15 protein-coding genes (1 of these 15 cut by a window edge) are annotated in these 13,583 nt (G+C 47.5%); 10 read left to right on the top strand and 5 right to left on the bottom strand.

Annotated features, from left to right (window positions below; genetic code table 11):
* Window positions 1-309 precede the first annotated feature (309 nt).
* The 6 genes from V5J35_RS14535 to msrP all read left to right on the top strand — a co-directional run bounded on the left by V5J35_RS14535 (window position 310) and on the right by msrP (window position 7,350).
* Complete coding sequence (locus V5J35_RS14535) at window positions 310-1,227, top strand: glutaminase (RefSeq protein WP_354007834.1); 918 nt, start codon at window positions 310-312, stop codon at window positions 1,225-1,227.
* 164 nt (window positions 1,228-1,391) lie between these two features.
* Entirely contained in the window at window positions 1,392-2,222 is an 831-nt protein-coding gene (gene pssA / locus V5J35_RS14540) for a CDP-diacylglycerol--serine O-phosphatidyltransferase (RefSeq protein ID WP_354007835.1), read from the top strand.
* 28 nt (window positions 2,223-2,250) lie between these two features.
* A complete protein-coding gene (locus V5J35_RS14545) occupies window positions 2,251-3,222 on the top strand; it encodes a LysR family transcriptional regulator (RefSeq protein WP_354011302.1) in 972 nt (323 codons plus the stop codon).
* 119 nt (window positions 3,223-3,341) lie between these two features.
* Entirely contained in the window at window positions 3,342-5,297 is a 1,956-nt protein-coding gene (locus V5J35_RS14550) for an alkyl/aryl-sulfatase (protein ID WP_354007836.1), read from the top strand.
* Window positions 5,298-5,396: 99 nt separating this feature from the next.
* Window positions 5,397-6,158: a hypothetical protein gene (locus V5J35_RS14555; protein ID WP_354007837.1), complete on the top strand. Its 762-nt coding sequence runs from the start codon at window positions 5,397-5,399 to the stop codon at window positions 6,156-6,158.
* Window positions 6,159-6,312: 154 nt separating this feature from the next.
* Complete coding sequence (gene msrP / locus V5J35_RS14560) at window positions 6,313-7,350, top strand: protein-methionine-sulfoxide reductase catalytic subunit MsrP (RefSeq protein ID WP_354007838.1); 1,038 nt, start codon at window positions 6,313-6,315, stop codon at window positions 7,348-7,350.
* A gap of 4 nt (window positions 7,351-7,354) precedes the next feature.
* On the opposite strand, the gene V5J35_RS14565 is transcribed toward msrP, so the two are convergent.
* On the bottom strand, window positions 7,355-8,221 hold the full coding sequence (locus V5J35_RS14565) for a DNA-3-methyladenine glycosylase family protein (protein ID WP_354007839.1): 867 nt from the start codon (window positions 8,219-8,221) through the stop codon (window positions 7,355-7,357).
* Window positions 8,222-8,357: 136 nt separating this feature from the next.
* Between V5J35_RS14565 and V5J35_RS14570 the strand changes: the two genes are divergently transcribed.
* The gene (locus V5J35_RS14570; RefSeq protein ID WP_354007840.1) at window positions 8,358-8,660 is read left to right on the top strand and encodes an antibiotic biosynthesis monooxygenase family protein; all 303 of its coding nucleotides are present in this window, start codon (window positions 8,358-8,360) and stop codon (window positions 8,658-8,660) included.
* A gap of 27 nt (window positions 8,661-8,687) precedes the next feature.
* On the opposite strand, the gene V5J35_RS14575 is transcribed toward V5J35_RS14570, so the two are convergent.
* Together V5J35_RS14575 and V5J35_RS14580 are read right to left on the bottom strand one after the other, a co-directional pair.
* Window positions 8,688-9,491: an ABC transporter permease gene (locus V5J35_RS14575; RefSeq protein WP_354007841.1), complete on the bottom strand. Its 804-nt coding sequence runs from the start codon at window positions 9,489-9,491 to the stop codon at window positions 8,688-8,690.
* Window positions 9,475-10,131: an ABC transporter ATP-binding protein gene (locus tag V5J35_RS14580; protein WP_354007842.1), complete on the bottom strand. Its 657-nt coding sequence runs from the start codon at window positions 10,129-10,131 to the stop codon at window positions 9,475-9,477. Before V5J35_RS14580 ends, V5J35_RS14575 begins: the two co-directional genes overlap by 17 nt.
* Window positions 10,132-10,204: 73 nt before the next feature.
* Between V5J35_RS14580 and V5J35_RS14585 the strand changes: the two genes are divergently transcribed.
* Together V5J35_RS14585 and V5J35_RS14590 are read left to right on the top strand one after the other, a co-directional pair.
* Complete coding sequence (locus tag V5J35_RS14585) at window positions 10,205-10,522, top strand: PadR family transcriptional regulator (protein WP_354007843.1); 318 nt, start codon at window positions 10,205-10,207, stop codon at window positions 10,520-10,522.
* 108 nt (window positions 10,523-10,630) lie between these two features.
* Window positions 10,631-11,062: a BLUF domain-containing protein gene (locus V5J35_RS14590; protein ID WP_354007844.1), complete on the top strand. Its 432-nt coding sequence runs from the start codon at window positions 10,631-10,633 to the stop codon at window positions 11,060-11,062.
* A 23-nt stretch (window positions 11,063-11,085) separates the two neighbouring features.
* Here the strand turns inward: V5J35_RS14590 and V5J35_RS14595 are convergent, their stop codons facing one another.
* A complete protein-coding gene (locus V5J35_RS14595; protein WP_354007845.1) occupies window positions 11,086-11,742 on the bottom strand; it encodes a hypothetical protein in 657 nt (218 codons plus the stop codon).
* A 206-nt stretch (window positions 11,743-11,948) separates the two neighbouring features.
* Here V5J35_RS14595 and V5J35_RS14600 point away from each other — a divergent pair, with 206 nt between their 5' ends.
* Window positions 11,949-12,470, top strand: coding sequence for a protein-methionine-sulfoxide reductase heme-binding subunit MsrQ (locus V5J35_RS14600; RefSeq protein ID WP_354007846.1), 522 nt, complete (start codon window positions 11,949-11,951; stop codon window positions 12,468-12,470).
* Window positions 12,471-12,581: 111 nt separating this feature from the next.
* Here the strand turns inward: V5J35_RS14600 and V5J35_RS14605 are convergent, their stop codons facing one another.
* Window positions 12,582-13,583, bottom strand: partial view of a phophatidylserine decarboxylase associated domain-containing protein gene (locus tag V5J35_RS14605; protein WP_354007847.1) — the 3' portion only. The gene runs 471 nt beyond the window's last position; the window shows 1,002 of its 1,473 coding nt (coding positions 472-1,473); its start codon lies beyond the right edge, outside the window — the gene reads right to left on this strand; its stop codon occupies window positions 12,582-12,584.

Here is a 13,583-nt window from a genome sequence, read left to right on the forward strand (position 1 = left end):
TTAAGCTGTTTTCATCACTCATTCGGAATGAGTGTCGTTTAATCCGGGCAAGCTTATATTTTCAAGTTATATAAAAAATATTGAACTACGTATTTCTATTGTTATTGCTTAGCAGTCTCATCCTGATTGTTTGATGCTTGATCAATGACAGCTAAGCAGCGTAATCTCTGCGTACTTTTTATTCGCTCAAGGCTATTTGTTCACTCAAGGCTGTTTATTCGTAGGCGCTTAAAACGGTAAGGGCTCTTTTCAGATTGACCGGCATGGAAAAGTGCCGACTGTTATTGGTTGACGGAGGATCACAGAATAATGGAGAACATCCAGAACGTACTGGCATCTCTGCCAGAGGTTGTTGCTGACACTTTTGGTCAGGGTCAACCGGCAGGCTATATACCTGCACTGTCGCAGGTTGATCCCGGAAAGTTTGGAATGGCGATCAGTACGGTTGATGGTGATGACTTTGTGATCGGCGATGCCGATGAATTTTTCTCAATCCAAAGTATTTCCAAGGTTTTTAACCTGAGTCTTGCCATGCATTATGCCGGTGAAGACCTGTTCAGGCGTGTCGGTGTGGAGCCTTCGGGTACCACGTTCAACTCGTTATCCCAGCTTGAGTATGAAAACGGTATTCCCCGGAATCCTTTTATTAATGCGGGTGCTCTGGTGGTGACTGATGCATTGCTGGAATTTGTAAAATCCCCCAAACGGGACTTCCTTGATTTTGTACGAGGTCTGTCCAATAACATAGACGTGCATTACGATGAAGAAGTATTTCGCTCTGAATACGACAATGGTCAGCGTAATGCGGCGCTGGCTAACTATCTGAAAAGCTTTGGCAACCTTGATAACCATATTTCCCGTGTACTGGATTTCTATTTTTATCAGTGTTCTGTGTCTATGAGTTGTCGTGATCTTGCCCGGGCTTTCCGTTTCCTGGCTCAGGATGGCAAGCACCCTTACAAGGATGAACAGGTAGTTTCCAAACTTCAGGCACGCAGAATCAATTCCCTGATGATGACCTGCGGCACCTATGACGAAGCCGGCGAGTTTGCGTTCAAAGTAGGACTTCCATGCAAGAGTGGAGTAGGGGGAGGCATTGTTGCGATCATTCCGGGTGAAATGTCGATCTGTGTCTGGAGTCCGGAACTGGGACCGAAGGGTAATTCGATTGTCGGTATGGAAGCACTTAAATATTTTGCCCGGAAGGCAGGACGCTCAATATTTTAATGTCCATTTCAAATGGCTCATGGTTGTTTAAGTCGCCCAGGGCTATTTAAAATCGCTCAAGGCTGCTTCAACTTGCTCATGGCTGTTTGCTTGATCTGTGCTAAATACAGCATAGTGGCAAATCGTGGTAAAGTGATGCCTTTGTTAGATGAGCAGATTTCGCAATGACCGATAGACCGGAACGACCCGAAGATAGCGGTAATGCGGTTGATGGGATGTTTCCTGTCGACGAGCATTTTGAAGAAGTGGTCGAAGGCGGACAGACCGTTCGCCACAAAGGCATTTATATTCTTCCAAACCTGTTTACCACAGGTAACCTGTTTTGTGGTTTTTACGCCATCATCAGTGCTCAGGCGGGCTTCTATGCCGCTGCCTGTATCTCTGTATTAGTGGCAATGGTGCTGGACGGGCTGGATGGCCGTGTTGCCCGTATGACCAACACCCAGAGTAAATTTGGTGAACAGTACGACAGCCTTGCTGATATGGTGACCTTTGGTGTGGCCCCTGGCATGGTGGCGTACAGCTGGGCATTAAGTGACATGGGCAAGGTCGGCTGGATGGTAGCCTTTATCTATGCAGCTTGTGCCGCTCTGCGTCTGGCTCGTTTCAACGCTCAGATTGAAGAGACTGACAGCCGTTACTTTACCGGCCTTGCCAGCCCGGCGGCAGCCGCACTGGTGATTGGCATGGTCTGGGCGCTGAGTGATTTTGGTATTGATGGTGATACGACAGTACTGGTGCCATTCCTCGGAGCCCTGATTACAGGTGGTGCAGGAATTCTGATGGTCAGCAATATCCAGTATCAGAGCTTCAAGAAAATCGACCTGCGTGGACGGGTACACTTTATCTTCCTGCTGGTCATGGTACTTGGGTTTGCTGTCGTATTTACTGACCCTCCCCGTGTACTGATGTTGATTTTCCTTGCATATGCCTGCTCCGGGCCTGTGACTGCGATTATGCGCATGGGTAAGAGAAAACAGCAGGAAAACAGCTGATGCCAGACTATAAAAACGCTGTCAAATGATGGCGTTTTTTTTAGCTTATCATTTGCTATTCATTGATCCATTTTTTCAGACTCTATTTACCAACGTGCCTCATCCAGACCTTAACCTGTTACGTATTTTTGATATGGTCATTTCCACCGGGGCTGTGAGTCAGGCGGCAGAGCAGCTTGGTATGACACCTCCTGCTGTTAGTCAGGCATTGTCGCGACTTTCCCGGCAAATGGGTCAGCCCCTTTTTGTTCGTCAGGGGCGAGGCATAAAGCCTACTGCCGCAGCGATATCTTTAAGGCAACAGATCACCCCCCATCTGAGTATTCTGGAGCAAAGTATTACTCTGGATGCAGACTTTGATCCTGCCCTGAGCCACAGGGTATTTTGTATTGGCAGTGACCAGAATTATGATCTGCTTTACATCAGGCACACCTATTCCCTGTTGAGCGAAGAGGCTCCGAAGGCGAGTTTCGAATGGGTACCCTGTTTATATCAGGAAGAAGAAAGACATGATGCGCTGCGCTCTCGCAGGGTGGATGTGATTATTACTTCTTTACCTCTCAAATCTCCGGGTTTTTATGATGAGGAGGTCGCTCAGGATCATATCGTGGCCGCCTGTGCCAGAAACCATCCAAGAATCGGGACGGTTGGTGAATTTGATGGTTTTTTTGCCGAGTCTCATACTGCCCTGAGCCGTTACAGGATGAATGACCTGTTCATGGATTCTCTGGCGCTGGAAACCCTGCCGGCCAGAAAAATTGTTTACCGGAATGATTCACTGCTGACGCTTATGGCGATGGCTGCCAGTACCGACTGGCTATGTATTTGCCCGAAAAAAATTGCAGAAGAGTATACCGGCGCATTGGGACTGCATGTATTTACCCTGCCTTTTAAAATTCAACCATTCCCGGTTTATCTGAGCTGGCACAGTTCCCGTGAAGGGGATGCTGGCTTGCTATGGTTGCGGGATAAAATCAAAGCAGGTTTTACTCTGGATTAAGTAGTGCTTAATCCACTTTGTCTGTGTACTGCAATGATGAAGTAGAACGTTTTTTTTACAGTGTCCAGGAAATAAAAGAGTCGCTCCCTGCTCTTTTGACATAGTTTCCGAGGTCTCGAATGAAACGTTCAATCCTGTCTACAGTTATCGCCGGTCTGATTGTAAGTGGGTCAGCCATAGCTTATGAAGGTAAGCCAGCCACTGCCGTCACTGAAGCTGCAAATGCCAGCGTTCAGGCATCGTTACCCTTTTCCGACAAAACCGACTTTGACGAAGCAACCCGGGGCTTTATTGCCGATTTGCAGGAAGGTCAGATCGTGCGCGATGACGGCAAACCTGCCTATTCCATGGAAGATTTCCGCTTTCTGAAGGGTGACGCACCGACTACCGCCAACCCAAGCCTGTGGCGGCAAAGTGTTCTGAATGCCAACAGCGGTCTGTTTGAAGTCACTGAAGGTGTTTATCAGGTTCGTTCCTGGGATCTGGCGAACATCAGTTTTATTCGTGGTACGTCTGGCTGGATTGTTATAGATCCACTGACTTCTACTGAAACCTCTGCCGCAGCCATTAAGCTGTTGCGTGAAAAAGTGGAAGACCTGCCAGTGTCAGCCGTTATTCTTACGCACAGTCATGGTGATCACTTTGGCGGCGTGAAAGGTATTGTGACTCAGGAGCAGATTGACTCTGGTGATGTTGAAGTCATTGCTCCGGTTCACTTCTTCGAGGAATCTGTGAACGAAAACCTGATGGCTGGTAACCAGATGAGCCGTCGAGCCAGTTATATGTACGGCAACCTGTTGCCTAAAAGCCCGACAGGTACTCTGGGTTCCGGGTTGGGAACAACAACATCGGCCGGTGAATTCACAATTGTTGAACCCACCATTGAAATCAGCAAGACGCCAACCAGCCTGACGGTTGATGGCATCGATATGGAATTTATGTACACCCCGGGTGCCGAGGCTCCTGCTGAACTTATGTTCTACATCCCCAGGTTCAAGGCTCTGATGCAGGCTGAAGAGATCAATAAAACTCAGCACAACCTTTATACCCTGCGAGGCGCAAAGGTTCGAAGTGGTCTTGACTGGTCGAAATATATTCAGCAAACCATTGAACAGTATGGTGACGAGGTGGAAATCTCCTTTGGCAGCCATCACTGGCCAACCTGGGGTAATGAACGGATTGTGGACTTCTGGGAAGGGCAGCGTGACACCTATCGTTATATTCACGACGAAACCCTGCGACTGGCTAACAAAGGCATGACCATGCTGGAAGTCGCTGAGGCTGTAAAACTGCCTGAAAGTCTTTCCAGTGGGTTTGCTAACCGAGGGTACTATGGCTCAGTCAGCCATAATGCCAAGGCACAGTACCAGCTGTACTACGGTTGGTTCAGTGGAAATCCCGCAGAACTTCATGAATTACCGCCAGTGGAAGAGGGGCGGAAGTTTATTGAGTACATGGGTGGAGCTGACAATGTGATTGAAAAAGCCCGTGTCGACTTTGCCAGAGGGGAATACCGCTGGGTAGCGACCGCATTGAACCATGTGGTGTTTGCAGAACCTGAAAATACTGAAGCCAAAGAGCTTCTGGCAGACTCTCTTGAACAGATGGGCTATCAGGCAGAAAGTGGTCCATGGCGTAACTTCTACCTTTCAGGTGCAAGGGAGCTGCGTACTGGCGTCATGTCTGCTGTCACACCAAACACCAGCTCTCCGGATATTATCAAAAGCCTGAGTCTGGAAACCTATCTGGATTATCTGGGTGTTCGGCTCAATCATCCTGAAGCGGCTAAAACCGAGCTGGCCTTCAATGTGGTCATGCCGGATGTGAACGAAAAATTCATGATGAAGGTCGAAAACGGTGTGTTGAATTACACCATGAGTAAGCAGATGGAGGAACCACAGGCGACCATTACTCTGGATCGTGACATTCTGGATGCGATCAATCTGCGGCAAATCAGCACTGAAGATGCTATCAGAGGGGGCGAAATCCGAATCAAAGGCGAAAAGGCCCGGGTTGATGAATTTATTGCACTACTTGATGTATTCCCATTCTGGTTCAACATCGTAACTCCCTGAGTTCTATTCAGACCAATCTTTCATTCAATGATTGTTTACCTGCCCGGTATGCCGGGCAGGTTGCACTGTTCTATACCGAAAAAATCAGAGCATCGCCCAATGACCGTAAAAACCAATCTTGCAGCAGGTATGCTGTCAGTGACTTTTATTGCAGTATCGTCTCCATTGTTAGCCGACGATGTGCAGGATATGTCTGATCCGCTGGCTGTTTATACCCAGGCAGGAGTGGGAGTTACCAATAAGGGGTTGAATATTAAGTTAGGTAACACTTATGACACTGGCAATGTCGATACCATGGCCATGAACATCATTGAGATTAAAGGCTTTGGTGCTGATTCTCTTGGGCTGGAAGGCAATGATTCCATCAACTCAGCGCGGTTTCGAAACTTTAAGCTGGATACCACCAATGGTCGTGGCAGCCAGATAGATGCTAACTGGGACTTCAACACTAATACCGGTAATGTTTCCTACAGCTTTATCCAGGCACTGCCTGCTATTGGGCCGGTACAGTTCTACCCTCTGGCTGGTGTCGGCCTGACGGTGACGGACTCGGCTGAGATCAGAGGGCAAAAATCCGAGATAGGCAGTGTGGGTTATGCCATTCCATCCAGTTTTGCGGTTATCGGCACATACAGCAAGATAACCCTGACAGATAATATATGGCTGAACTACAACCCGATGTATTTTACTACATTTAACGACAATGAGTTTATGTCTGATGTGATGGATGGCTTGTATCATGAACTTGCAGCCAGCTATCAGCTGAACCCACGTCAGAATATTCGGGTATTTGCAAACTACGCTGCAACCGAGATGAATGACGACTGGGATTGGCGACTGGAGTTTAATCACCAGTTCTAAAGAGTGTCGCTATAAACTGGACAGTCACTACTGTTAGCGGATAGCTTAATTATCTGTCCCGATGAAATATAAAGTCCCGGGCGAAGGCAATGCCTGACTTAAACACAGGTGGTTCGGGCAAATAATATTAAGACAGAGCTTTCGGAAACTGACAATGCTAATAAAAATGAAAAGAGCCAGCGATGTCTGCAGTAGTGAAATCACTTCAGAATCCATTTACCAGCAGCGTCGGGAGTTTCTTAAAAAGTCAGGACAGTATGCCTTCGCTGGCCTGGGGCTGGCGCTGACGGGCTGCTCGGATGCTTCTGATAAAACCGTTGTCTCAGCTGGCAGTGACTATCAGGGCATTCCCCAGCTACCTGCGCCACAATGGTTAAAAGAAAAAGTTGCCACCTACAAACGCAGTGATTTTGTCACCGATGAAAAACTTACGCCTTATGCCAATGTGACTCAATACAATAATTTTTATGAGTTTGGCTATGAGAAAACCGATCCGGCGGAACATGCAAAAGACTTTGTCACTGATCCATGGTCGGTGGTGATTGAAGGCGCGGTGGAAAAGCCCGGAACCTACCATCTTGAGGACTTGCTCCGGACGGAAGCGATGGAAGAGCGCATTTACCGGCTACGCTGTGTCGAGGCATGGTCAATGGTTATTCCCTGGGTGGGTTTTTCTCTGGCGGATATGATTAAACGCTTTCAACCAACTTCAAAAGCAAAGTTTGTTGAATTCACTACCTTGTACGACCCGAAACAGATGCCCGGGCAGAAGTCCCGTTTCAGTTCCATTCAGTACCCTTATATAGAAGGTTTGAGAATGGATGAAGCCATGAATCCATTGTCGTTTATGGCAGTTGGCGTTTATGGCAAAACTCTGCCACCACAGAACGGTGCGCCAGTCAGGCTGGTGGTGCCCTGGAAATACGGTTTCAAAAGCATCAAGTCCATCGTTAAAATCCGTTTTACTGAAACAATACCGGACACCACCTGGGCGCTGTCTGCACCCGGAGAGTATGGCTTTTATGCCAATGTGAATCCGAATGTCAGCCATCCCCGCTGGAGTCAGGCGTCAGAGCGACGCCTGCCCGCAACCCTGTTAAGCCCGAACCGTAGGGATACGCTGATGTTTAATGGTTACGGGGATGAAGTGGCTCATTTATATAAAGGTATGGATTTACAGCGGTTTTACTGATGCTTCACCCCTGCCATAAATAGATGGCTGCATAAGCGCGCCATGGCCGCCAGTCTTCAGCCATGGCTTCAATTTGTCTGGGTTTCAACACATCATCACCGGTTGAAAGCATCTTGATAATTCCAAGGTCACTGGCTGGAAAGGCGTCGGGCTGGCTGAGCCCACGCATGGCAAGATAATGAGCCGTCCATGGTCCAATGCCCGGTTCCCTGCAGATTCTCTGGACAAAGTCGTCTAATCCCTCATTGCAATGCAACTCAAGCGCGCCGCTGGCCACCTGTCGGGTAAGGTTAATCAGGGTCGCTTTACGGGTTCGGGTTAAGCCGATCTGATCGAAACTGGCTTGTGCCAGCACAGAGGAGTCTGGAAAGCCGTGAGTAATGCCTTCAGGCGCACCAGAAGGCAAAAGTGAACCATATTGCTGGACAATTCGCCCTGCCAGAGTCGTTGCTGCCTTAACACTGATCTGTTGACCGAGAATGGCACGAACCGCAAATTCAAAAGGATCCCAGCAGCCGGGCAGGCGTGTACCCTTATGCTTTTCGATCAGTCTGGCAAACAGATCATGCTGTGACAGGCAGAATTCTATCTGATCCATGGGAGCATCCAGATCCATAATTTTTCGCACTCGGCCTACGACTTCCTGTTCAAGCAGCTTCTGGCTGAACGGCAGCTCGATATCCAGTTGTAAAGCATTGGGCTGGCTGGATGGCGTCAGTCGTAACCAGCCCTGCCTGTCATTGAGGGCAATGCTTCGTGTATAAGCGTTATCGGTGACGCACTCAACACCGGGAATGGCGCGATGACGAAAAAAGTTCAGCATGTTGGCCCAGTTAAAGGGCGGCTTATAAGACAGGGTGAATGTAAACACGGTTGATCCTGATAATGTTGAACTGGCAGAAGCCCGATAATATCTGGCTGAAAACGCACTGTTTTCTCTGCGCAAATTCATTTAAAACAACAGTCGTTGCCAATCGACCAATCGTTTTAAGGATTTCTATCCAACCATGTATGCCGTTATTTTTGAAGTGCAAATAAAGAAAGGTTGTCAGGACAAGTACCTCAGGCGAGGTGCAATGTTGCGTGAAGAGCTAGTGAAATATGAAGGATTTTTGTCTGCCGAACGTTTCTCAAGTGTCGTGAAAGAAGGCAAAATCTGCAGCCTGTCATTCTGGGAGAGTGAAGAGGCTATCCGCAACTGGAAAGCCGCTATGAAACATGAAATGTGTCAGAACGAAGGTAAGTCGGCGTTGTTTGACGACTACCGTATTCGCATTGCTAAAGTAGAGCGCGACTACACCATGCGTTAACTTGATGAATAGCCTCTTTGTGGAGGCTTAATCAGCGGTGCGAGCGAAAATATCGTCCCGTAGCAGGCCGGATACGGTGAAAGCGGTTTGCAGGCTCAGGCGCAGGTTAAGGCTGATAGCACAGACCATGGACAGATAAATAGCGACCATAATGGCTATCTGATATTTCGCTGCCGTAAGAGGGAGTGCGCCACCAAGAATCTGACCTGTCATCATACCCGGCAATGACACAATACCCAGTGTTGCCATGGTGCCGACGATGGGTGTCATTGATACTCTGACCGCCCTGCGGAAGAAAGGTTGTACGGCTTCAGAAACGGTCGCGCCCAGCAGCAGGTCGGAATGATAGCAGGCTTCTTCCCGGCGCAGGTCGGTGTAAAAGGTTTCCAGTGCGCGAATGTTGCCCTGTAAACAGTTACCCAGCAACATACCGGCGATAGGAATCAGGTAGCGGGCATCGTAAAAAGGTTCTGGCTGAACCAGGATCAGCAGGAACAGGAAACAGACCGATACAATCGCAATCATCAAACTGACCTGAGTCACCCAGAAAAAACGCGCCAGCTTTAGCCCTGCACCTTTCACAATGCTGATATTGGCAACAGTGATCATTACCAGTAACCAGACGATATTCAGCCACAGATGGTTCAGCTCGAACAGGTATTTCAGATATAAGCCAACCAGCATCAGTTGTGCCGTCATTCGTACGACACTGACAAGCGTATTGCGGCTCAGCTCAATCAACTTCCAGCGATAGAGAAGGAACGCAGGAATCAGCAAAAAGGTACTAAAGAGCAGCAGACTGTTCAGGTTGATATCAATGACAGACGACATTTTGCTTATCTCCGATAATCTGACCATTGTCCATCATGACAATCCGTTCGCATCGGTCAAGCCAGTGTTGATCGTGAGAGGTTGAAATAACCGTACGCCCCCTGCCTAGCAGCTCTTCGATGACATTATTCCGGCTTTCAGCATCCAGGGCTGAAGTCGGTTCGTCGGCAATGATCAATTCGGGCTCAAGCAGTAGCACCCGAATAATGGCGAACCTCTGCTTCTGCCCACCAGACAGTTCCGATGGGTGATGCTCCAGCAAGCTTCTGGATAGTAGAAATTGATCCATTAATCGATAAAGAGTGTGTTCTGGAAATGATTTGGCCCGAAAAACTTTGAATGAAAAGGGGCGTTGGAGGGCCTCAAGAACTGTTGAACCTGACAAGGCGCTTTCCTGTCCGATATAACCAGCTTTCAGTCGTACAATATGAATAGAGTCTGGTGTAACCGGCTGGTGGTTAAACAGGTAATGACCTGCCTGCCATTCACAGCCACCTACCAGAGTTTTCAGCAATGTGCTTTTGCCACAGCCGGACGGTCCCTGCAGCGCAACGGATTCTCCCTTATGAACGGTGATGCTACTGTCTCTGATCACAGTATTGCCACCCCGGACTACTTGTAAACCTTCCAGCTTGATCATGGTGTTATCGTTCTTGACAGACGATCCTCACTGCATAAAAATCAATATCGATTAACGATATCGGTTTACGATAATGAGTTCTGAAAGAAAAAACAAGGTCATTAGTAAACTCTTTTCAGGGTTTATCCAGATTCACATTCTCCGGCATGCCAGCAAAGGCGAACTATATGGGTCGTGGTTAATTGAGCATCTGCAAAGTCATGGCTATACGCTGAGCCCGGGGACGTTATACCCTATGCTCAAACGAATGGTGTCGGATGAATTGCTGACGTTTACTGAAAAAAACGTCGATGGGCGTATACGTAAAATGTACCAGACTACCCCGTTGGGTGATGAAGTGCTTGGAGAAGCTGAGGTGAAAATAAAAGAGCTGGGTAAACGTCACATATAAAGCTTCTTGTTTTTTTGCCTTGTCCCTTTATATTAGTTCTTATGGCTTGAATTCAGATGAGATGTATCTGGTTTTGACAGGGAATAGAAACTAACAGGGAGACAGGGAATGCATCTCATTATTTATACCAGTCGTTATACCGGAGAAGCTTCACAGATAACTGACGATCTGCGAACGATTACCCAGACGGCCAAAAACAATAACCCGGCGCTCAACATCACCGGGTTACTTTTTTATCACAACCAGCAATTCATGCAGATTATTGAAGGTGAAAAGCCTGACCTGGAAGGATTAATGAAGGTTGTGACAGCAGACCCCAGGCATAAGGAAGTGATTCGTATTGTGGACCAGGAAGTGCCGGAACGTGGCTTCAGCGACTGGAATATGGACAGCTTCAACCTGGCAGAACAGCAGCAGCTTACGCCTGATCAGTTGAAAGCGATTAAAGAACTGTATAGCCAGAACTTTGCTATGCAATCGAATTCCGTCGTCGACTTTTATCGATCAATGTTAAGTGATGATAAAGCTGATTATTGCTGATGCAGTTCTTATCAGTGCGAGCCTTACTCTCTTCGAATAATAAAATGCTCTATTCTGATATTTTGTGCATTAGCTCTTGTCTGCTGAATAATCCAGTCAGCAGCAAGTCGCAGGCTGGGCCATCTACGTTCCCTGAATGGATTCATCTGTAGAGTGATGACCTCGTCAGACTCAATTCTCTGGTATAAAACAAGAGGGTTAGATGATGAGTCGAGGTATATCAACGAAAGTGATGCCCTGATCCGCAGCTCAGCGGCGTTGCCTTGAAGCAGTCTTCTTGAGTACATAGCCCAGAGAGAAAAAATATTACGAAAGTAATTGTCGTCTGCACTGCTACCAAAAACATCAACGGTTTCTCCCCTTCTAATGACTCTTACTGCCCTGTGGCTATCGAAAGAGGCGATTTCGCAGCGCTGCCTGTTGCAAAGGAGTATCCAAAGATAGGCTAATTCAAAATGTGTGAAGCCAAATTGATGTGAATCTCTCATTGTACAAAATAGCGACTCCATATTTTCATACATTCCATACTCCGCGCCGAACAAACGGTTGAGGATGGAAGGGATGGGGAGATCTGTTTCTTCTCCATCCATTGCAACGGCAGCAATACTGAAAATACTAAAAAAAACGACATAGAGGCTTGATGTTTTTTGAACAAAAATAAAGGCGTTGATTGGCAGCATGTACTTACTTATTAAGAAAGATTATTCTGAACTACACTGGCTGCAGCCAGTAGCTTTATGGGAAATGTAGATAACAGACCGGTGTAAGGGGGTTAAATATTTTCGTCACCCTCTGAGGTGAAAAATATTTCACGGTAAAAAATACAATGGACTGGATAGCCAGATCGAAGCTTATTGTCTTACCCATTTGCCTGGTCCCGCTGGGTTTGATCGTATATTTTGCGTTTACCAATCAGCTGGGACCGGACCCTGGTAATGCCCTGACTAAAGATCTGGGCGAGTGGGCCTTGCGCTTCCTTTGTCTGACGTTATTGATAACGCCCCTCAGAAAGGTGACAGGGGTTTCGAAACTGATTCGTTTTCGTCGTATGCTCGGCCTGTTTACCCTGTTTTATGGCCTGTTGCATACCGTTTCCTATCTGGCTTTTATGCTTGGCTGGCAATGGCTGACCTTGCTGGAAGACCTTTACCAGCGACCTTATATTATTGTTGGAGCCCTTGCGGTTATTATTCTTGTCATTCTGGGCATCACTTCAACAAAGGGGATGATGCGCAGACTGGGGAGAAACTGGTCAAGGCTGCATCGTCTTGTATATATGGCTGCCATTCTGGCCGTGGTCCATTATCTCTGGCTGGTTAAAAGTGATTACTCCAAACCGGCCTTTTATCTGGTTGTTGTGTTTGTTTTGCTGTGTTTTCGCATACCCTGGAAGCGAATACGTTCCTGACTCATACCATTGAGCAGCAAAATTCATCCTGTTCAGCCAACGAATGGTTTGCACTAAATAACCAGGCTGTTCAGGATGAGTTTTGCACCAGCTTCCAAAAGCTAATCGGATTTAATGGTTCTCATGCGCTGTCACAGTCCCAATGACGCTACCTAGTGGTGTAGGTTTGGGATCATTCCGGTGTTTTGCTGCATTGACCGCCCACTCCGCAAGCTTAACTTTGTCTCGCTGAAAGACCATTATGTACGTTGATCCTCCAAGTTCGAAGTGTCCAATGTCAGTACCGCGCGAAATGTTGACTGGCCTGGAGCCTTCATCGACGACCATGTCAGGTTCAATAACAGTCGTTGATACTTCGACCATTCCAATAGGAATGAGAGCAATGTAACCAGCCGTTTTGTGTTTGAATATAAAAATGGCACGGGCAGCAACGTGTCCAAGATAGGGCTGTGCCCCTATGCTGTTCCAGGTAGCAGGTCCTTGTTTTTGTTTGATCCGTTGAGCGTAGTATGTTCCGGGTTGCACCCATGACCGTACAAGCTCTCCATCAAGTGGTGCATTCCAGCGGTGGTAGTGTTTGGCAGATAAGAAACCTTGATAAAGTTGCCCACCTTCAAACAGCTCAGCCCACTGTTTTTGACCTCCGAAGAGATCAAGCAGGGAATAGTCTGCATCCTTAATCCAGAATTTGGTTTCGAGTGCCAGATTGTCCTGGTACCGCCATGGCACTGTTTCACAACCGATGTTGATATCAATAGCCGGATTACCCATAAATGGACGCGCACCGGTTACAAATTTGCGTGTAAAAAATGAGTTCCATGAGTCATAGCCGTACCCTTGTCTGGTCTTGTCATGTTCCATTTGATCCCAAACGCCAGCTTTCCAGGCTGCCCTGGAAATCCAGGAACCCTCTTTTTCAGGGTTGTATATGTCTAACTTATCAAGTGACTCGCTGCTTTTAAGGTAGGCATTCCAGGCATTTAACACTTTCTTCAATTGTTGATTGAACACTGCATCGTGGAATAAGGCTACGCCGGACTCCGTAGCCATTGGGACAGCCAGAAAACTATGGAGTGGCATCCCCTTCATTGAGGTATCGTAAAAAGATGGGGT

This window comes from Endozoicomonas sp. NE40, from assembly GCF_040549045.1.
Lineage (GTDB): Bacteria > Pseudomonadota > Gammaproteobacteria > Pseudomonadales > Endozoicomonadaceae > Endozoicomonas_A > Endozoicomonas_A lisbonensis.

Coding starts and splice junctions, on each gene's coding strand:
- V5J35_RS14535 (WP_354007834.1), top strand. CDS start 310: ATGGAGAACATCCAGAACGTACTGGCATCTCTGCCAGAGGTTGTTGCT.
- pssA (WP_354007835.1), top strand. CDS start 1,392: ATGACCGATAGACCGGAACGACCCGAAGATAGCGGTAATGCGGTTGAT.
- V5J35_RS14545 (WP_354011302.1), top strand. CDS start 2,251: ATGGCGTTTTTTTTAGCTTATCATTTGCTATTCATTGATCCATTTTTT.
- V5J35_RS14550 (WP_354007836.1), top strand. CDS start 3,342: ATGAAACGTTCAATCCTGTCTACAGTTATCGCCGGTCTGATTGTAAGT.
- V5J35_RS14555 (WP_354007837.1), top strand. CDS start 5,397: ATGACCGTAAAAACCAATCTTGCAGCAGGTATGCTGTCAGTGACTTTT.
- msrP (WP_354007838.1), top strand. CDS start 6,313: ATGCTAATAAAAATGAAAAGAGCCAGCGATGTCTGCAGTAGTGAAATC.
- V5J35_RS14570 (WP_354007840.1), top strand. CDS start 8,358: ATGTATGCCGTTATTTTTGAAGTGCAAATAAAGAAAGGTTGTCAGGAC.
- V5J35_RS14575 (WP_354007841.1), bottom strand. CDS start 9,491: ATGTCGTCTGTCATTGATATCAACCTGAACAGTCTGCTGCTCTTTAGT.
- V5J35_RS14580 (WP_354007842.1), bottom strand. CDS start 10,131: ATGATCAAGCTGGAAGGTTTACAAGTAGTCCGGGGTGGCAATACTGTG.
- V5J35_RS14585 (WP_354007843.1), top strand. CDS start 10,205: ATGAGTTCTGAAAGAAAAAACAAGGTCATTAGTAAACTCTTTTCAGGG.
- V5J35_RS14590 (WP_354007844.1), top strand. CDS start 10,631: ATGCATCTCATTATTTATACCAGTCGTTATACCGGAGAAGCTTCACAG.
- V5J35_RS14595 (WP_354007845.1), bottom strand. CDS start 11,742: ATGCTGCCAATCAACGCCTTTATTTTTGTTCAAAAAACATCAAGCCTC.